This is a genomic window from Enterobacter sp. UPMP2060 (genome assembly GCF_053709655.1).
In genome coordinates this window covers 187,439-204,310 of sequence record NZ_JBSKJQ010000006.1, presented here as the reverse complement: position 1 = coordinate 204,310, position 16,872 = coordinate 187,439, and the positions used below count along the sequence as shown (strand labels likewise).

The following is a 16,872-nucleotide window of genomic DNA, read 5'->3' as shown; positions in this document are numbered from 1 at the left end:
GTTGGTTGCGGGGGCCGGATTTGAACCGACGACCTTCGGGTTATGAGCCCGACGAGCTACCAGGCTGCTCCACCCCGCGTCCGTCTTTCTACTCGTGTAGAAACTTACTTCTTCAAATTTGATTGGTTGCGGGGGCCGGATTTGAACCGACGACCTTCGGGTTATGAGCCCGACGAGCTACCAGGCTGCTCCACCCCGCGTCCGTCTTTCTACAGTCGTAGAAGATACTTCATCAAATTTTAATTGGTTGCGGGGGCCGGATTTGAACCGACGACCTTCGGGTTATGAGCCCGACGAGCTACCAGGCTGCTCCACCCCGCGTCCGTGGATGCGCACTATACTCGGATAGGTTTGTGATGCAACCCCTTTTTCACATAAATCATGATTTTGTATGCAAATTGAACGACATGGCTCTGTTTGGACTATTTTTTGCGCAAAATTTGCCAAAGGGCATGCGATCGCATTTCATTAGCCCTGGCGGTTTGTTATCTTCATCACGCGGAAATGGGCAACTTAAAGACGAGATATAATGAAAGGACGTTGGGCGAAGTATCTGATGGCGGGCGCAATGGTAGCGATTCTTGCGGCCTGTTCTTCCAAACCGACCGATCGCGGTCAACAGTATAAAGACGGGAAGTTATCCCAGCCTTTCTCTTTAGTTAATCAGCCTGATGCCGTCGGCGCACCGATTAATGCCGGTGATTTCTCTGAGCAGGTCTACCAGATCCGCAACGCGTCGCCGCGTCTGTATAGCTCACAGAACAATGTTTATAGCGCGGTCCAGGACTGGCTTAAAGCAGGCGGCGATACGCGCAACATGCGCCAGTTTGGTATCGACGCCTGGCAGATGGAAGGGGCCGATAACTACGGCAACGTCCAGTTTACCGGTTACTACACCCCGGTTATCCAGGCACGACACTCGCGTCAGGGCGAGTTCCAGTATCCTATCTATCGTATGCCGCCAAAACGCGGTCGTCTGCCGTCTCGCGCTGAGATCTACGCCGGTGCGCTGAGCGAAAACTACGTTCTGGCCTACAGCAACTCCCTGATGGATAACTTCATCATGGACGTTCAGGGCAGCGGCTACATTGATTTTGGCGACGGGTCGCCGCTTAACTTCTTCAGTTATTCCGGTAAAAACGGCCACGCCTATCGCAGCATCGGTAAAGTGCTGATCGACCGCGGCGAAGTGAAGAAAGAAGATATGTCGATGCAGGCGATCCGCGAGTGGGGCGAGAAACACAGCGAAGCCGAGGTGCGCGAGCTGCTGGAGCAGAACCCGTCGTTCGTCTTCTTCAAACCGCAAAACTTCGCGCCGGTGAAAGGGGCCAGCGCGGTTCCGCTGATTGGCCGCGCGTCGGTAGCATCGGATCGTTCGATTATTCCTGCAGGCACCACGCTGCTGGCTGAGGTTCCTCTGCTGGACAATAACGGCAAGTTCAACGGTCAGTATGAGCTGCGTCTGATGGTGGCGCTGGACGTCGGCGGGGCGATTAAAGGCCAGCACTTTGACATCTATCAGGGCATTGGCCCTGACGCAGGCCATCGCGCGGGCTGGTATAACCACTACGGACGCGTGTGGGTACTGAAGGCAGCTCCGGGAGCTGGAAACGTATTCAGCGGCTGATTGTGGTATTCTGAGCGCAATACGGATTACTGTTCAGGGTGAGGAAAACCTCACCCTTTTTACATCTGAGGTTTTATGTCTGTGGTAATCAGCGACGCCTGGCGCCAGCGTTTTGGCGGGACGGCACGTTTATATGGTGAAAAAGCCCTGCAGCTGTTTGCGGATGCGCACGTCTGCGTCGTGGGCATTGGTGGTGTGGGGTCGTGGGCGGCAGAAGCGCTGGCGAGAACCGGTATTGGCGCAATCACGCTGATTGACATGGATGACGTTTGCGTCACCAACACCAACCGTCAAATCCACGCCCTGCGCGATAACGTCGGCCTGGCGAAGTCTGAGGTCATGGCGGATCGTATTCGCCTGATAAACCCGGAATGTCGGGTCACGGTGATTGATGATTTTGTGACGGCAGATAACGTCGCGGAGTACATGAGCAAAGGCTACAGCTATGTGATTGACGCCATCGACAGCGTGCGGCCAAAAGCGGCGTTGATCGCTTACTGCCGTCGGTACAAGGTGCCGCTGGTCACGACGGGCGGTGCGGGTGGGCAAATCGATCCGACGCAGATCCAGGTGGCCGACCTGGCGAAAACCATTCAGGATCCGCTGGCGGCCAAGCTGCGCGAGCGCCTGAAGAGCGATTTTAACGTGATGAAGAACAGCAAAGGTAAGCTCGGCGTCGACTGCGTGTTCTCGACCGAAGCGCTGGTCTACCCGCAGGCGGATGGCTCAGTCTGCGCGATGAAAAGCACGGCGGAAGGGCCAAAACGAATGGATTGCGCCTCAGGTTTTGGTGCGGCCACCATGGTGACCGCCTCCTTCGGCTTTGTGGCGGTGTCTCACGCCCTCAAGAAAATGCTGGCGAAGGCGGAACGTCAGGCCTGGGCCTGACGTGCGGCATCCAGTACCGCGTCGCTGAGCGCGATTAACCCCTGACCGCGCGAGGCGCTGAGCTGCGCGCGCAGCCCCAGCTCATCAAATAACGCCAGCGGCGAATGTGCCAGCAATTCCGCCGCGCTTTTCCCTTCCACAGCGGTCAGCAATACGGCCAGCAGGCCCCGAACGATGCGGCCTTCGCTGTCGCCGAAGAAGTGCAGCTTCTCGCCGGAAACGCTAACCCCCAGCCAGACGCGGTTTTCACAGCCTGCGATCTCTTTCGCCTGCGCTTTGAGATCGTCTGAAAGGGCCGGGAGCTGTTTACCCAGCAGGATTAGCTGTCGATATTTATCTTCCCACTGCTGGAGCGGGGCGAAGGTCTGTTTTAAGGTCTCTTCTGTGATGACCGTGCCAAACGGATGTCCGGCTAAAGCAGCGCTAGTCATTAATCCACCAGTATTTCAAGGGCGCGGTCAACGGCGGCAACCAGCGCGTCGACATCGCTTTGGGTATTATACGGCGCAAACGAGGCGCGCAGCGTACCGTTAACGCCAAGCGCCGCCAGCAGCGGCTGGGCGCAGTGCTGTCCGGCACGCAGGGCAATGCCGTACCCGGCCAGCAGCGTCACCATGTCGCTATGGTGAACGCCCGCGAAATCAAAGGCGAGCAGGCTTGAGTCCTGAATGCGGAACGAGCGGAAGCCCGGGCGCTTTTTGAGCTCTTCCTCTGCCAGCGTCGCCAGCCCCCGGCTCCAGCTTTCAGCCTGAACGATGTCTGTTTCTGCCAGCCACTCCAGCGCCGCGCTTAAGCCAATCACCCCCGCCACGTTCGGCGTACCGGCCTCCAGGCGATAGGGAACATCCTGAGTTTTGAAGCCATCGAACGACACTTCGGTGATCATTTTGCCGCCACCGAGCCACGGCGTCATTTTTGCCAGCAGTTCAGACTTGCCGTACAACGCCCCAATACCGGTTGGCCCGTAGAGCTTATGTCCTGAGAGGGCATAGAAATCGATATCAAGCACCTGCACATCAGCGGGGAAATGCACCACGCCCTGAGCGCCGTCGACCATCACCACCATCCCGCTGGCATGGGCGATGCGAATGGCCTGAGCCAGGTCCGGGCAACCACCCGTGACGTTCGACATCTGTCCGAGCGCCAGAATGCGGCTGCGGGGGGTAATCAGCTCTGGGAGACGGGCAACGTCGGGAAGAAGGTCTGCACCCAGTGGAAGCTTCACCACGCGTGCACCCGTTTGCTCTGCCACCATCAGCCATGGCACCAGGTTCGCGTGATGTTCCGCCTCGCTGACGACGATCTCATCGCCCGGCTGAAGCAGCGGGCGCGCGTAGCACTGGGCCACCATATTGATGGCTTCGGTCGTGCCGCGCGTCCAGACGATGTTTTTCCCGCTTTCGGCATTGATCAGGCGAGCGACCTGATCGCGTGCGGCTTCGTAGCGCGCGGTTAATCGCTGCGCTTCGGCAAACTGGCTGCGATGCACGTTCCCGGCACTCAGGCTGTAGAACTGCTGCGTGGCCTCAATCACCGCCTGTGGCTTAAGGGCGGTGGCGGCGCTATCCAGGTAAATACCGGCATCGGCCAGGGCCGGAAACTGTGCGCGGAACTGCGCAGGACTGAAAGCGTTCATGGGATTCCTCATTTCAATATAGCGATCGTCGCGCAATTTCAGCGGCAGGGCAAGGAGGTTGATATCTATCAGAATTGTCTGCTTATCCTTACGACCTCAAAAAAGCAGGTTATGCTAAATAGTGTTAGGCGGATGTTTTAGCCTGTTATAAATCGAGGTTTGAATAGCATTAATTGCTAAAGGAGAATAATCATGAATAAGACAGCTGCAATCATTTCTGCCTGTGCGTTTACTTTTGCCCTGAGCGCCTGTTCCGGTAACAACTACGTGATGCACACCAACGATGGTCGTTCTATCGTTTCGGAAGGGAAACCGACTACCGATAATGATACCGGGATGATTTCGTACAAAGATGCTAACGGGAACAAGCAGCAGATCAACCGCACGGACGTGAAAGAGATGAAAGAGATCGAGCATTAACAGATCGCAGGCGAAAAAAAAGCACCGCAAATTGGCGGTGCTACATTAATCACTATGGACAGACAGGGTAAATGTACAGGAAGTGAAAAATTGGTAGCGTTGCTACCGTGGTCTGAATCGCAGACCAATTGCAAACACAACAACACAACATCACAACCGTAAGCCAAAAGCCCTTCAGAACACGCATTCCGAAAAAAGCTCTTCGTTCCGGCTCAGGAAGTGCCGCCACTATAGGTATTTGCTGGTAGTTCCTCAACGGACAAATTATAATGGCTCAGATAAAAAAAACTAATAGGTTAAACGTTGTTTCCTGTTTGTTAAATCCCGTTAACATCTAAGCCAGATAACCATGTCAAAGCGATTGCCACCTCTTAATGCATTACGAGTTTTTGATGCAGCAGCACGTCATCTGAGCTTTACCCGCGCAGCAGATGAGCTTTTTGTGACACAGGCCGCAGTAAGTCACCAAATCAAGTCTCTGGAGGATTTTCTGGGCCTTAAGCTGTTTCGTCGACGCAACCGTTCGTTGCTGTTGACCGAAGAGGGGCAGAGCTATTTTCAGGATATTAAAGAGATTTTTTCCCAGCTTACGGAAGCCACGCGTAAGCTGCAGGCTCGCAGTGCAAAAGGTGCTCTGACCGTCAGTTTATTGCCCAGTTTTGCCATTCATTGGCTGGTGCCAAGACTCTCAAGCTTTAACTCAGCTTATCCGGGGATCGACGTTCGAATCCAGGCGGTAGATCGTCAGGAGGATAAGCTGGCCGATGACGTGGATGTCGCCATTTTTTATGGTCGCGGTAACTGGCCGGGCTTGCGCGTAGAAAAATTATACGCAGAATATCTCCTGCCGGTCTGTTCTCCTCTTCTGTTAACAGGTGAGAAGGCGCTGAAGTCACCCGCTGACCTGGCTCAGCATACGCTTTTGCATGATGCCTCTCGCCGCGACTGGCAAACTTATACCCGTCAATTAGGTCTTACACATATTAACGTGCAGCAGGGACCCATTTTTAGCCACAGTGCGATGGTGTTACAGGCTGCCATTCACGGGCAGGGCGTGGCGTTGGCGAACAACGTCATGGCGCAGTCCGAAATTGAGGCAGGCCGCCTGGTTTGCCCTTTTAATGATGTACTGGTCAGCAAGAATGCGTTTTATCTGGTTTGTCATGACAGTCAGGCAGAACTGGGTAAAATAGCCGCCTTCCGGCAGTGGATACTGGCGAAAGCGGCAACCGAGCAAGAAAAATTCCGCTTCAGGTATGAGCAATAACGTTTGTGTGCCGGGCACGCATCAACTCAGGACTTAAACATGACCAGCCGATTCATGCTGATTTTTGCCGCGGTGAGTGGCTTTATTTTTGTTGCACTGGGCGCCTTTGGCGCACATGTATTAAGCAAGTCTTTAGGCGCAGTAGAGATGGGCTGGATCCAGACCGGCCTTGAATATCAGGCGTTCCACACGTTGGCTATTTTTGGGCTGGCGGTGGCGATGCAGCGTCGTATCAGTATCTGGTTTTACTGGAGCAGCGTGTTTATGGCGCTGGGTACCGTGTTGTTCAGCGGTAGCCTGTACTGCCTTGCGCTCTCACATTTGCGCCTGTGGGCGTTCGTTACACCTGTCGGCGGCTTCAGCTTTCTGGCGGGTTGGGTATTAATGTTTATCGGAGCTATCCGTCTGAAACGCAAGGGCGTTGTTCATGAATAAGGTTGTTTTATATTGTCGCCCGGGGTTTGAGAAAGAGTGCGCCGCGGAAATTACCGATAAAGCGGCGAAGCGCGAAGTCTTCGGCTTTGCCCGCGTAAAAGAAAACGCGGGCTATGTGGTATTCGAGTGCTATCAGCCTGAAGACGCAGACAAGCTGGCGCGCGAGCTGCCGTTCAGCTCGCTGATCTTTGCTCGCCAGATGTTTGTCGCGGGTGAGCTGCTGAAGGATCTTCCGCCGGAAGACCGCATCACGCCAATTGTCGGCATGCTGCAGGGCGTGGTGGAGAAAGGCGGCGATCTGCGCGTTGAAGTGGCGGATACCAACGAAAGTAAAGAGCTGATGAAGTTCTGCCGTAAGTTCACCGTGCCACTGCGTGCGGCGCTGCGTGATGCGGGCGTGCTGACGAACTACGAAACACCGAAGCGTCCGGTGGTGCATATCTTCTTTATCGCACCGGGCTGTTGCTATACAGGCTATTCGTACACCACCAACAACTCTCCCTTCTTTATGGGCATTCCGCGTTTGCGCTTCCCGTCCGATGCGCCAAGCCGTTCCACGCTCAAGCTGGAAGAGGCGTTCCACGTCTTTATCCCGGCGGATGAGTGGGATGAACGTCTGGCAAACGGCATGTACGCCGTCGACCTTGGCGCGTGCCCGGGCGGCTGGACCTATCAGCTGGTGAAACGCAATATGTGGGTATCGTCCGTTGATAACGGTCCAATGGCGCAAAGCCTGATGGACACCGGGCAGGTTACCTGGCTGCGGGAAGACGGTTTCCGCTATCGCCCGAACCGTAACAACATCTCGTGGATGGTGTGCGATATGGTTGAGAAGCCGGCAAAAGTCGCCGCGCTGATGGCCTCCTGGCTGGTGAACGGCTGGTGTCGTGAGACCATTTTCAACCTCAAGCTGCCGATGAAAAAGCGCTATGAGGAAGTATCGCAGAACCTGGCCTACATTCAGGAGCAGATGGACGAGCACGGTATTAACGTGGAGATCCAGGCGCGTCAGCTGTATCACGACCGTGAAGAGGTGACGGTGCATATTCGTCGCTGGTGGGCTGCGGTCGGCGGACGTCGCGACGAACGATAGTACGTGCTTTGTTTTGCCCGGTGGCGCTACGCTTACCGGGCCTACAGAAAAGCGTTAACGCTCTAATCTCAACTGCTGTAAATTCCCGTCCAGCTGTAAATCCGTCTGTAGCGTTGCGATTTCCCGGCAGATAAACGCCATCTCTTTATGCGCCTCCAGCTTCTTGCGCCACTTTTCTGGCACCTCATCCAGACGGGCGTAAATCCCTTCCAGACTCTGAAAATCCTTCAGCAGCTGCGCGGCGCTCTTCGGCCCAATACCGGCGACACCCGGAACCTTAGAGCTGCTGATGCCTGCCAGCCCCCAGTAATCCGGCAGTTGCTCAGGCGAGACGCCGAACTCGCTGGCAATAAACGGCGCGTCCAGCCAGCGTTTTTGAAAATAGTCGCGAATGCGGATAGTCGGAGAAAGCAGCTGGCAGTAGCCTTTGTCAGTTGAAACGATAGTGGCCTGATGTCCGGCGCTTGCCACCTTTACGGCCAGGGTGGCCGCGAGATCGTCGGCTTCATTTCCCTGTGCACCCCAGCAGGGAACGCCCCGCTGTTCAAATGCAGCGCGCAGCATGGGCAATTCAGCGTGAAGATCGTCCGGCATCGGGGCGCGTCCGGCTTTGTAGTCGGGCAGACGCTGGTGTCGCCAGCCCGTGTTGCGGGCTTCGTCATCAAATACCGCGACCGCGTGGGTGGGTTCACTGTGGCGAATAAGCTGTTCCAGCGCGTGCAGACAGGTGTCTTTACAAGGCGTCCCCTGTACCGCATGGATACGGCGGATCAGGTTAAGAGCATCGACGATAAGTAAATGAACGGCCACAGATAATCTCCCTTCTATCTCATGCGTGAAGGGTAACACTGTCAGCAGCGTGAAACTATGAATGGTGGGGAAAACAGGAAGAAGCCTCGCAAAACGAGGCTTCCTGAGAGGCTTAATCGCAGGTCACAATCTTCATCGCCAGGCCGCCACGAGAGGTTTCGCGGTATTTGGCGTTCATATCTTTACCGGTTTCGTACATGGTTTCGATAACCTTATCGAGACAGACGCGCGGCTCGCTGGTGCGGCGCAGCGCCATACGTGCCGCGTTCACCGCTTTCACGGAGGCAATCGCGTTACGTTCGATGCACGGTACCTGTACCTGTCCGGCAACCGGGTCACAGGTCAGCCCAAGGTTATGTTCCATGCCGATTTCCGCAGCAATGCACACCTGTGTCGGGCTTGCACCCAGCAGTTCGGCCAGACCCGCCGCCGCCATGGAGCACGCCACGCCGACTTCACCCTGACAGCCCACTTCCGCACCGGAAATAGACGCGTTCATCTTATACAGCGAACCAATCGCACTGGCGACCAGCAGGTAGCGCGCCAGTGAGTTCGCGTTCACTTCACGGATAAACTTGTCGTAGTACGCCAGCACCGCCGGAACGATACCGCAGGCACCGTTAGTCGGCGCGGTGACCACGCGGCCCCCTGCGGCGTTCTCTTCGTTTACCGCCAGGGCGAACATGTTGATCCAGTCTACAACGGCCATCGGGTCCGTTGTCGTTTTGTCGGTGCTCACCAGCATACGGCGCAGCGCTGCAGCACGACGCGGCACGCGAAGCTTGCCCGGCAGAACGCCTTCGGTGGTGATCCCGCGCTCAATACCGCCGCGCATCACTTCCCAGACGTTAGTGAAGTGCTGTTCGAGCTCTTCTTTACTGTGAAGCGCCAGCTCGTTTTTCATCATCAGGCCGGAGAGGGAAAGGCCCGTCTCCTGGCAGTGACGCTGAAGATCCGCCGCCGTTTTGTACGGATACGGCACTTCTACAGAAGAGGTATTGGTTTGACCAAAGTGGTCTTCGTCGACGATAAAGCCGCCGCCGATAGAGTAATACGTCTGGCTGTATACCGCTTTGTCGCCGGCCAGCGCGGTAATGCGCATGCCGTTTTCGTGCAGCGACAGGTTGTCCGCATGGAAATTCATGCAGTGGTCAACCGGGAATTCAACCTCATGCTCACCGTTCGCCAGCAGCAGGCGACCGTGGGTGTTCACATCCTGGATGAAGCCAGGGATTGCATCAATATCAACGGTGTCCGGCAGGTTTCCCGCCAGGCCCATGATAATGGCGATATCGGTATGGTGGCCTTTCCCGGTCAGGGAAAGCGAGCCGTATACATCGACAACCACGCGGGTAATGTCATGCAAGATGCCGCGTGCAATCAAGTCATCCGTGAACTGCTTACCGGCTTTCATTGGTCCGACGGTGTGAGAGCTGGAAGGACCAATACCGATTTTGAAGATATCGAATACGCTAATCATGATGCGTCCATTGCTTTCAGTCAGAGAGGGAGGAGTGCGCCGTCCGAAGACGGCGCGGGTGATAATCAGAACATGGTGTACAGGGAGTAGAAGATCGCAGAGATTGCGATAAGACCCATGATAACCACAAACACGTTGCTCACATGACCGCTGTACTTGCGCATAGCAGGGACTTTCTGAATCGCGTACATCGGCATCAGGAACAGAATCATCGCGATGACCGGGCCGCCCAGGGTTTCAATCATGCCCAGGATGCTTGGGTTCAGGGTCGCTACCGCCCAGGTGGTGAGCAGCATGAACAGCGCAGTGATTTTGTTCAGCTTGTTGATTTCAATGCTCTTGCCTTTACCGCGCAGAGATTTAATCACCATACCGTTGAAGCCTTCACGCGCGCCGAGGTAGTGGCCCAGGAAGGATTTGGTGATGGCGATAATCGCGATGATTGGTGCCATCCACGCAATGACCGGTGCGTTAAAGTGGTTCGCCAGGTAAGACAGAATAGAGATGTTCTGCTCTTTCGCTGCCGCCAGATCCACCGGGGAAAGGCTCAGTACGCAGCTGAAGACGAAGAACATTACGGTCAGTACCATCATGATGTGAGCGCGCGCCAGGATGCTGGAGCACTTCTTCTCTGCGCCATTACCGTACTCTTCACGTTTCGCCACAGCGAAAGAAGAGATGATTGGAGAGTGGTTGAAGGAGAACACCATCACCGGAATCGCCAGCCAGAGGGTCATCAGCAGGCCGTTACCGGTTGCCGATGCGCTGCTCAGGGACAGGGTTTCCAGCGCTGCACCGTTCCACTGTGGGATCAGGTAGCAAGCCAGTACCATCAGAGCAATAACGAACGGGAAGACCAGTACGCTCATTGCTTTCACAATCATCTGCTCACCGAAGCGAACGATGGTCATCATGCCCACGATCAGGATCAGCGACAGAATCGCACGCGGCGGCGGCGTCATGTGCAACTGGTGCATCATGAAGCTTTCAACGGTGTTGGTGATCGCCACGCTGTAGACCAGCAGAATAGGGTAAATCGCGAAGAAGTAGAGCAGGGTAATCAGTTTACCTGCGCCAACGCCGAAATGCTCTTCAACAACTTCAGTGATGTCTTCGCCCGGGTTTTTACCGGACAGCACGAAGCGGGTCAGACCGCGGTGTGCGAAGAAGGTCATCGGGAAAGCAATGATAGCCATAATGATCAGCGGGATCAGACCGCCGACGCCTGCGTTGATAGGAAGGAACAGTACACCAGCGCCGATTGCTGTGCCGTAAAGGCCAAGCATCCACATGGTATCCGTTTTGCGCCAACCACTTCGGGATTCAATCGAAGCAACGGTGCTGGTTTGAGTGGTTTCCATCTGTATCTCCTGGAGGAAGCAAATTGTCAGGTTTTTAGTCAAATCCGATGAAAAAGTGCCTGACGGTAATATGAAATTCGTTCAGTGACGGTTTTTTAATAATTTTCGCCCGTAACTATTGGCGGGCGGAAAGATACATTCTAGTTATGAATCTATCAGTGATCCTGATCCCAAATGCAATAATCCACTTATGATGTGGGCATCTTTAGACCATTTATCTGTTAAAAAAACGTCAAAGAGAATTTACGGGCGCGAAGGCTACCACCAGCGACATGTGAGCTGAAAGACTGGCCCGTGATATAGGTGTCTTTAGCTGTAAAGAAATGGGTTTTTAGTATTTTCTGGCAGGTAATTTGGATTAAGGCTGATAATTTACGGTTGAAAAAACAAGGTAATCGTTTGCGTTTGCGCATAGTTTGTAAAAGACATAAGTGATGCGTATGAATTACCTCGTAATAAAAAAAGCCGGGACGCGCAACAGGGCGACCCGGCTTTGATGAGATGCTGTTGAGCGTTATGTGCAGATTTCGTAGCAAGGAATATAGGCTGAGCCCGGCAGCTTCATGCGGTGCTGAGCGACAAAGCCCTGCAGCATGTCGTCCATGCGGCGCATCATCTCCGGGTCGCCGTGGATCTTGTACGGACCGTACTGTTCAATAGCGCGGATGCCCATCTCTTTGACGTTGCCCGCCACAATCCCGGAGAAGGCACGACGCAGATCGGCAGCCAGGACTTCCACCGGCTGGTCCGGATAGAGTTTCAGGTTCGCCATATTTTCGTGCGTTGGCTCGAACGGGATCTGCAGATCCGGCGCGATACGGATTGACCAGTTAAAGCTGTACGCATCGCCGGTATCGCGACGGTTTTCTTTTACCAGCGGCATCGCTTTTTTCATCTGGCGCGCCACTTCTGCGGCATCGTCAATGATGATGCGATAGTGACGACGCGCGGATTCGCCCAGCGTGTGCACGATAAACTCGTCCAGCACGCGGAAGTAGTCGGCGCTCTCTTTTGGCCCGGTCAGGATCAGCGGCAGAACCTGATCTTTGTTGGCCGGGTTCATCAGAATACCCAGCAGATAGAGCAGCTCTTCCGCTGTCCCCACGCCGCCCGGGAAGATGATAATGCCGTGGGCGATACGGACAAACGCTTCAAGACGTTTCTCGATATCCGGCATGATAATCAGCTCGTTAACCAGCGGGTTAGGCGGCTCAGCGGCAATGATCGACGGCTCGGTCATGCCGATAAACCGTCCCTCTTTGTAACGCTGTTGCGCGTGTCCCACTGCGGCACCTTTCATTGGCGCTTCCATCGCACCCGGACCGCAGCCGGTACAGATATTCAGCTCGCGCAGGCCAAGCTGTGTGCCCACCCGACGCGCATAAAGGTATTCGGTTTCGTTAATGGAGTGGCCGCCCCAGCAGACGACCATGTTCGGCGCTTCGCCAACGTGCAGGGCACGGGCGTTACGCAAAATGGAGAACACCAGGTTGGTGATATGGACCGAGCTTTCCAGGTCGAGATGCTGGAAACGGCCTGCGTTGTGGATCTGCCCGTTAACAAACAGGATGTCACGCAGCACGGCAAACAGGTTAGCCTGAAGTGAACGAATGATACGGCCGTCGACAAAGGCCTCTTCCGGCGGGTTGATGACTTCAAGCTTCACGCCACGCTCGCGGCGCAGCACGTTGATATCAAAGCTTTCGAAGCGGGACAGCAGTTCTTTACTGTTATCTGTCAGGCTTCCGGAGTTCAGTACGGCAAGTGAACAGTTACGAAACAGTTGATAAAGATCGCTGCTGGCCGTGCGCTTAAGCATGTCCACTTCCAGCTGCGACAACATATCCATTGAGCCAAGCGGGCTAATATGTGTAATCAAGTGAGCTCCTTACGGGACGATTATCGTCTTTCCCTGTTGATTACAATAGCCCTGGCGCGTGACGTTTCACAACCTAAAGCGCGGAAGATACCGCGCATATTGTGAAAATATTTATATTACTGACGCACCAGCCGCCCCGTTGCTGGCACAAAATCGGTGTTGGTGCGCCACGGGTTGATGTCCAGACCGCCACGGCGGGTGTAGCGCGCGTAAACGCTCAGTTTTTCTGGCTGGCAGAAACGCTGAATATCGCTAAAGATACGCTCCACGCACTGCTCGTGAAATTCGTTGTGATGGCGGAACGACACCAGATAGCGCAGCAACTTTTCCCGGTCAATTTTCGGGCCGCGGTACTGGATCTGCACCGAACCCCAGTCCGGTTGGTGGGTGATCAGGCAGTTGGATTTCAGCAGGTGGCTGACCAGCGTCTCTTCGACCACCTTTCCGGTCGCCGCGTTTTCGAGGTAATCGGCGCTGAATTCATAATTCTCCACCTCGATATCCTGATCGTCGATGCAGGTCCCGTTAAAATGGGCGACCGGCTGCCCTTCCAGCTCGTGCAGGCGATACAGTGAAACGCTCACCTTTCCCTGCGCGCAGGCGCTTAAATCACGTTCCAGGGTGTGCTGAACGTCGTCCCAGCTGTTGAATTTTGTCTGGTTAAAACTGTTGAGATAGAGCTTAAAGCTTTTGGATTCCACGAGATTAACGCTGGCGTAATCCAGCTCAACGTGGCCCACCGCCACCTGCGGCAGACCGCGCGCGTTAAGCCACGAGAGTTCGTACAGCGTCCAGATGTCACCGCCGACAAACGGCAATGCGTCTGCATGCAGGCCCAGAGGATCGCGGTTCAGGCTGCGCGGCACGCCCTGCAGCAGGCTTGCATCGTAGGTATCGCGGTAATCGGTCGATTTCCCCAGCGTTAAGCCGGTTAACGCCTGATGATTTTCGTAAGACATGTTTCATAGCCACTTTACAGGTACACTTATGGCCTGAGTTTATCCTGTCTGACAAGAAGAGAGAAATCGGTGGACATCGAAACTGCAAATGCCCTCACTAGCTTCACGACCCGCTATTGCGACGCATGGCATGATAAGGACCAGACATGGCCGCAAAGTGCTGATTTGTATGGCGTACCTTCGCCGTGCATTATCTCTTCAGTCGACGATTACGTTATCTGGCAGCCAAAACCTTTCGACGGCGAGCAAAATGTAAATGCGGTTGAGCGGGCAATGGACATTGTGGTACAACCAGCAGTTCATGCGTTTTATACCACGCAGTTCGCAGGGGATATGCCTGCGCGCTTTGCTGATATCACGCTGACGCTGTTGCAGACCTGGAGCGAAGACGATCTGCAGCGTGTTCAGGAAAACCTGATTGGTCACCTGGTCACGCAAAAACGCCTGAAGCTTTCTCCGACGCTCTTTATTGCCACGCTGGACAGCGAACTGGACGTTATCTCCGTCTGTAACCTGTCAGGTGAAGTGGTTAAAGAGACTATCGGCACCCGCAATCGCGAGACTCTCGCCCCCTCTCTTGCGGATTTCCTTACCCGACTTGAGCCACTTCTGTAATCCTTGATGCTATAGCGCGTGTGAGAGATCTCTTACAACGTTTGTGAGAGATCGCTGAAGATTCAGTATTACCTCATTTAATTCAGATTAATATCACTCTATTTTTCAACGAATTACTTGTTCATCGTATTGTTTTTAGGGATTTCTTACGGCTTACAACCCAGAAAGGGTGGGTTGTAAGACGAAGCGGAATAGCGGATTCTATTTCTGTCGACAGGACGCCGACACGAGAAACGAACATCAGGATGATGGCGTTTCTTACACAGGACTCGTCAGGATGGCGCTTCAGGAAGGCTTCAGGATGAAGCGAAGTGGATAACGCAGGATGCGTAAGGGACACCTCCAGGAAGGAGAACGAGAGCCGGTCAGGATGGTCGGTGGGTCAGGAAGGCCAGGACGTTTCAGGATGAGACAAACACGTCAGGAAGATGTGTGCAGGATGCATCGGCTTACGGATGACCAGGCCTTCGGGCGTCAGGAAAAGTTGTCACGGATGAGCAGGGAGCACGAATTGTAGCTGGAATGCTGCGAAACGAACCGGGAGCACTGTTTTTACAGTGCTCCCTTTTTTTATTTCTGCCTTCCGCAATGCTATGCTGCGCGCCGTTCACTTTTTCAGTTGAGGTTACTATGACGCAACACGATAGCGTTCGTGCTCAGTTGCACGCCATCGAAGCCCTTTTGCGCCAACATCAGCTGTGGCAGGAGACCGCGCCGCAGCCAGAAGCGTTCGCGAGCACTCAGCCCTTCTGCCTGGATACGCTGGCCCCGTTTGAATGGCTGCAGTGGGTGTTAATTCCGCGCATGCACGCCCTGATTGAGGGCGGTCACCCGCTTCCGCAGGCGTTTGCGGTCTCTCCCTACTATGAAATGGCGATCGAGGCGACACACCCGGCGCGCGACGTGATGCTGGTCGAACTGGAAAAACTGGATGCCCTGTTTGCCGGTGAAGATGCATGACGCTTGAGATCCTCTATCAGGACGAGTGGCTGGTGGCGGTGAATAAACCGTCAGGCTGGCTGGTACACCGCAGCTGGCTCGATCGCGATGAGAAAGTGGTGGTGATGCAGACCGTTCGCGACCAGATTGGTCAGCATGTTTTTACCGCCCATCGTCTCGACAGGCCGACCTCCGGCGTGCTGCTGATGGGGCTTTCCAGCGAGGCGGGGCGTCTGCTGTCACAGCAGTTTGAACAGCATCAGATGCAAAAGCGCTACCACGCGATCGTGCGCGGCTGGCTGACGGAAGCCGCCACGCTGGACTATCCGCTGGTGGAGGAGCTGGACAAAATCGCCGATAAATTTGCCCGCGATGACAAAGGTCCGCAGCCCGCAGTAACGGATTATCGCGGCATGGCAACGACCGAAATGCCGGTTGCAACCAGCAAATTCCCGACCACACGCTACAGCCTGGTTGAGCTTTTGCCTAAAACCGGGCGTAAGCACCAGCTGCGACGCCATCTTGCGCACCTGCGCCACCCGATTATTGGCGACAGCAAACACGGTGATTTGCGCCAGAACCGTAGTGCGGCCGAACACTTTGGCTGCCATCGTCTGATGCTGCACGCCAGCGAGCTGAGCCTGACGCACCCGTTTACCGGCGAGCCGCTGACCATCCGTGCGGGGCTGGACGACGTCTGGATGCAGGCGCTGTCACAGTTTGGCTGGCTGGGACAACTCCCCGAAAATGAAAGGGTTGAGTTTGTATCGGGCAACGTTCAGGATGAACGGTAAACGCATTCATTATGGGAAAATATCATGGCTGAAGTAGGCATTTTTGTCGGCACAATGTACGGCAACTCGCTGCTGGTAGCGGAAGAGGCTGAGGCAATACTCGCCAGCCAGGGCCATAAAGCCACGGTCTATGAAGACCCGGAACTGGCAGACTGGGAAAAGTATAAAGATAAATACATTCTGGTGGTGACCTCCACCACCGGGCAGGGCGATCTGCCGGACAGCATCGTGCCGCTGTTTCAGGGCATTAAAGACCAGCTTGGCTATCAGCCAGACGTGCACTACGGCATCATTGCTCTGGGCGACAGCTCTTACGCCAACTTCTGCGGCGGCGGCAAGCAGTTCGATGCGCTCCTGCAGGAGCAGAGCGCCCAGCGCGTCGGCGAGATGCTGCTGATTGATGCCGGGGAGCATCCTGAACCCGAAAGCGAATCGAACCCATGGGTCGAGCACTGGGCAACTCTCCTTAAATAGTTATCCAGGCCGGGTAAGGCATAGCCGCCACCCGGCGATACACCCCGCTCCAAACGCCAAATCCGTGAACCACCTTCCATTCCCCTGGGCTTATGCCATAAACAACCTCTCATACACCCTTTAATACTGTGTTTCTGCACGGTGAGGTGATGAGGCACTCCTTCATATACTTTTCCGGTCACTATAAAACGGCGT

General features: G+C 54.9%; 17 protein-coding genes and 3 tRNA genes. 10 read left to right on the top strand and 10 right to left on the bottom strand.

All coding sequences use genetic code 11. From position 1 onward, the window contains the following. Positions 1–2: 2 nt before the first annotated feature. The 3 genes from ACWKXN_RS14610 to ACWKXN_RS14600 form a co-directional block, all read right to left on the bottom strand. Positions 3–79 (bottom strand) — tRNA-Met (locus ACWKXN_RS14610). Positions 80–123: 44 nt separating this feature from the next. Further along, positions 124–200: transfer RNA gene (locus tag ACWKXN_RS14605), tRNA-Met, on the bottom strand. A gap of 44 nt (positions 201–244) precedes the next feature. Further along, positions 245–321, bottom strand: a tRNA-Met gene (locus tag ACWKXN_RS14600). 208 nt (positions 322–529) lie between these two features. Between ACWKXN_RS14600 and mltA the strand changes: the two genes are divergently transcribed. Together mltA and tcdA are read left to right on the top strand one after the other, a co-directional pair. Further along, positions 530–1,627 carry a murein transglycosylase A gene (gene mltA, locus ACWKXN_RS14595; RefSeq protein ID WP_048979242.1) on the top strand — a complete coding sequence of 366 codons (1,098 nt, stop codon included), beginning with the start codon at positions 530–532 and terminating at the stop codon, positions 1,625–1,627. A gap of 75 nt (positions 1,628–1,702) precedes the next feature. Further along, the gene (gene tcdA / locus ACWKXN_RS14590) at positions 1,703–2,515 is read left to right on the top strand and encodes a tRNA cyclic N6-threonylcarbamoyladenosine(37) synthase TcdA (protein WP_454543958.1); all 813 of its coding nucleotides are present in this window, start codon (positions 1,703–1,705) and stop codon (positions 2,513–2,515) included. On the opposite strand, the gene csdE is transcribed toward tcdA, so the two are convergent. Beyond that, the gene (csdE, locus tag ACWKXN_RS14585; protein ID WP_023333259.1) at positions 2,500–2,946 is read right to left on the bottom strand and encodes a cysteine desulfurase sulfur acceptor subunit CsdE; all 447 of its coding nucleotides are present in this window, start codon (positions 2,944–2,946) and stop codon (positions 2,500–2,502) included. The genes tcdA and csdE overlap by 16 nt on opposite strands. Further along, complete coding sequence (csdA, locus tag ACWKXN_RS14580) at positions 2,946–4,151, bottom strand: cysteine desulfurase CsdA (RefSeq protein ID WP_454543957.1); 1,206 nt, start codon at positions 4,149–4,151, stop codon at positions 2,946–2,948. The genes csdE and csdA overlap by 1 nt, the downstream gene beginning before the upstream one ends. Positions 4,152–4,343: 192 nt before the next feature. Here csdA and ACWKXN_RS14575 point away from each other — a divergent pair, with 192 nt between their 5' ends. The 4 genes from ACWKXN_RS14575 (at position 4,344) to rlmM (ending at position 7,366) form a co-directional block, all read left to right on the top strand. After that, on the top strand, positions 4,344–4,571 hold the full coding sequence (locus ACWKXN_RS14575; protein WP_008499648.1) for a YgdI/YgdR family lipoprotein: 228 nt from the start codon (positions 4,344–4,346) through the stop codon (positions 4,569–4,571). 349 nt (positions 4,572–4,920) lie between these two features. Continuing rightward, positions 4,921–5,838 carry a glycine cleavage system transcriptional regulator GcvA gene (gcvA, locus tag ACWKXN_RS14570; RefSeq protein WP_023309032.1) on the top strand — a complete coding sequence of 306 codons (918 nt, stop codon included), beginning with the start codon at positions 4,921–4,923 and terminating at the stop codon, positions 5,836–5,838. Positions 5,839–5,877: 39 nt separating this feature from the next. Then, the gene (locus ACWKXN_RS14565; protein ID WP_023309031.1) at positions 5,878–6,273 is read left to right on the top strand and encodes a DUF423 domain-containing protein; all 396 of its coding nucleotides are present in this window, start codon (positions 5,878–5,880) and stop codon (positions 6,271–6,273) included. Further along, complete coding sequence (gene rlmM, locus ACWKXN_RS14560; protein WP_023309030.1) at positions 6,266–7,366, top strand: 23S rRNA (cytidine(2498)-2'-O)-methyltransferase RlmM; 1,101 nt, start codon at positions 6,266–6,268, stop codon at positions 7,364–7,366. The genes ACWKXN_RS14565 and rlmM overlap by 8 nt, the downstream gene beginning before the upstream one ends. 54 nt (positions 7,367–7,420) lie before the next feature. Here rlmM and xni read toward each other — a convergent pair whose 3' ends face one another. The 5 genes from xni to queF all read right to left on the bottom strand — a co-directional run bounded on the left by xni (position 7,421) and on the right by queF (position 13,855). Continuing rightward, complete coding sequence (gene xni / locus ACWKXN_RS14555; RefSeq protein ID WP_048979245.1) at positions 7,421–8,176, bottom strand: flap endonuclease Xni; 756 nt, start codon at positions 8,174–8,176, stop codon at positions 7,421–7,423. A gap of 112 nt (positions 8,177–8,288) precedes the next feature. Next, positions 8,289–9,656, bottom strand: coding sequence for an L-serine ammonia-lyase (locus tag ACWKXN_RS14550; RefSeq protein ID WP_033146431.1), 1,368 nt, complete (start codon positions 9,654–9,656; stop codon positions 8,289–8,291). Between the two features lie 65 nt (positions 9,657–9,721). Next, positions 9,722–11,017, bottom strand: coding sequence for an HAAAP family serine/threonine permease (locus ACWKXN_RS14545; RefSeq protein ID WP_029741560.1), 1,296 nt, complete (start codon positions 11,015–11,017; stop codon positions 9,722–9,724). 514 nt (positions 11,018–11,531) lie between these two features. Continuing rightward, entirely contained in the window at positions 11,532–12,896 is a 1,365-nt protein-coding gene (gene ppnN / locus ACWKXN_RS14540; protein WP_047060004.1) for a nucleotide 5'-monophosphate nucleosidase PpnN, read from the bottom strand. A 116-nt stretch (positions 12,897–13,012) separates the two neighbouring features. Further along, positions 13,013–13,855 (bottom strand): NADPH-dependent 7-cyano-7-deazaguanine reductase QueF, encoded by an 843-nt coding sequence (gene queF, locus ACWKXN_RS14535; RefSeq protein ID WP_454543956.1) that lies wholly within the window; start codon positions 13,853–13,855, stop codon positions 13,013–13,015. A gap of 69 nt (positions 13,856–13,924) precedes the next feature. Between queF and syd the strand changes: the two genes are divergently transcribed. The 4 genes from syd to ACWKXN_RS14515 all read left to right on the top strand — a co-directional run bounded on the left by syd (position 13,925) and on the right by ACWKXN_RS14515 (position 16,677). Next, complete coding sequence (gene syd, locus ACWKXN_RS14530; RefSeq protein WP_454543955.1) at positions 13,925–14,470, top strand: SecY-interacting protein; 546 nt, start codon at positions 13,925–13,927, stop codon at positions 14,468–14,470. 630 nt (positions 14,471–15,100) lie between these two features. Then, the gene (locus ACWKXN_RS14525; protein ID WP_331395042.1) at positions 15,101–15,430 is read left to right on the top strand and encodes a YqcC family protein; all 330 of its coding nucleotides are present in this window, start codon (positions 15,101–15,103) and stop codon (positions 15,428–15,430) included. Further along, complete coding sequence (gene truC / locus ACWKXN_RS14520; RefSeq protein ID WP_023309023.1) at positions 15,427–16,203, top strand: tRNA pseudouridine(65) synthase TruC; 777 nt, start codon at positions 15,427–15,429, stop codon at positions 16,201–16,203. The genes ACWKXN_RS14525 and truC overlap by 4 nt, the downstream gene beginning before the upstream one ends. A gap of 24 nt (positions 16,204–16,227) precedes the next feature. Continuing rightward, positions 16,228–16,677 carry a flavodoxin gene (locus ACWKXN_RS14515; protein ID WP_029741558.1) on the top strand — a complete coding sequence of 150 codons (450 nt, stop codon included), beginning with the start codon at positions 16,228–16,230 and terminating at the stop codon, positions 16,675–16,677. Positions 16,678–16,872 lie beyond the last annotated feature (195 nt).

Excerpts from the sequence above, each read along its gene's own strand:
- tcdA (WP_454543958.1), top strand. The coding sequence starts at position 1,703 with ATGTCTGTGGTAATCAGCGACGCCTGGCGCCAGCGTTTTGGCGGGACG.
- gcvA (WP_023309032.1), top strand. The coding sequence starts at position 4,921 with ATGTCAAAGCGATTGCCACCTCTTAATGCATTACGAGTTTTTGATGCA.
- csdE (WP_023333259.1), bottom strand. The coding sequence starts at position 2,946 with ATGACTAGCGCTGCTTTAGCCGGACATCCGTTTGGCACGGTCATCACA.
- mltA (WP_048979242.1), top strand. The coding sequence starts at position 530 with ATGAAAGGACGTTGGGCGAAGTATCTGATGGCGGGCGCAATGGTAGCG.
- ACWKXN_RS14550 (WP_033146431.1), bottom strand. The coding sequence starts at position 9,656 with ATGATTAGCGTATTCGATATCTTCAAAATCGGTATTGGTCCTTCCAGC.
- ACWKXN_RS14575 (WP_008499648.1), top strand. The coding sequence starts at position 4,344 with ATGAATAAGACAGCTGCAATCATTTCTGCCTGTGCGTTTACTTTTGCC.
- rlmM (WP_023309030.1), top strand. The coding sequence starts at position 6,266 with ATGAATAAGGTTGTTTTATATTGTCGCCCGGGGTTTGAGAAAGAGTGC.
- ACWKXN_RS14565 (WP_023309031.1), top strand. The coding sequence starts at position 5,878 with ATGACCAGCCGATTCATGCTGATTTTTGCCGCGGTGAGTGGCTTTATT.
- csdA (WP_454543957.1), bottom strand. The coding sequence starts at position 4,151 with ATGAACGCTTTCAGTCCTGCGCAGTTCCGCGCACAGTTTCCGGCCCTG.
- ACWKXN_RS14545 (WP_029741560.1), bottom strand. The coding sequence starts at position 11,017 with ATGGAAACCACTCAAACCAGCACCGTTGCTTCGATTGAATCCCGAAGT.
- truC (WP_023309023.1), top strand. The coding sequence starts at position 15,427 with ATGACGCTTGAGATCCTCTATCAGGACGAGTGGCTGGTGGCGGTGAAT.
- queF (WP_454543956.1), bottom strand. The coding sequence starts at position 13,855 with ATGTCTTACGAAAATCATCAGGCGTTAACCGGCTTAACGCTGGGGAAA.
- ACWKXN_RS14515 (WP_029741558.1), top strand. The coding sequence starts at position 16,228 with ATGGCTGAAGTAGGCATTTTTGTCGGCACAATGTACGGCAACTCGCTG.
- ACWKXN_RS14525 (WP_331395042.1), top strand. The coding sequence starts at position 15,101 with ATGACGCAACACGATAGCGTTCGTGCTCAGTTGCACGCCATCGAAGCC.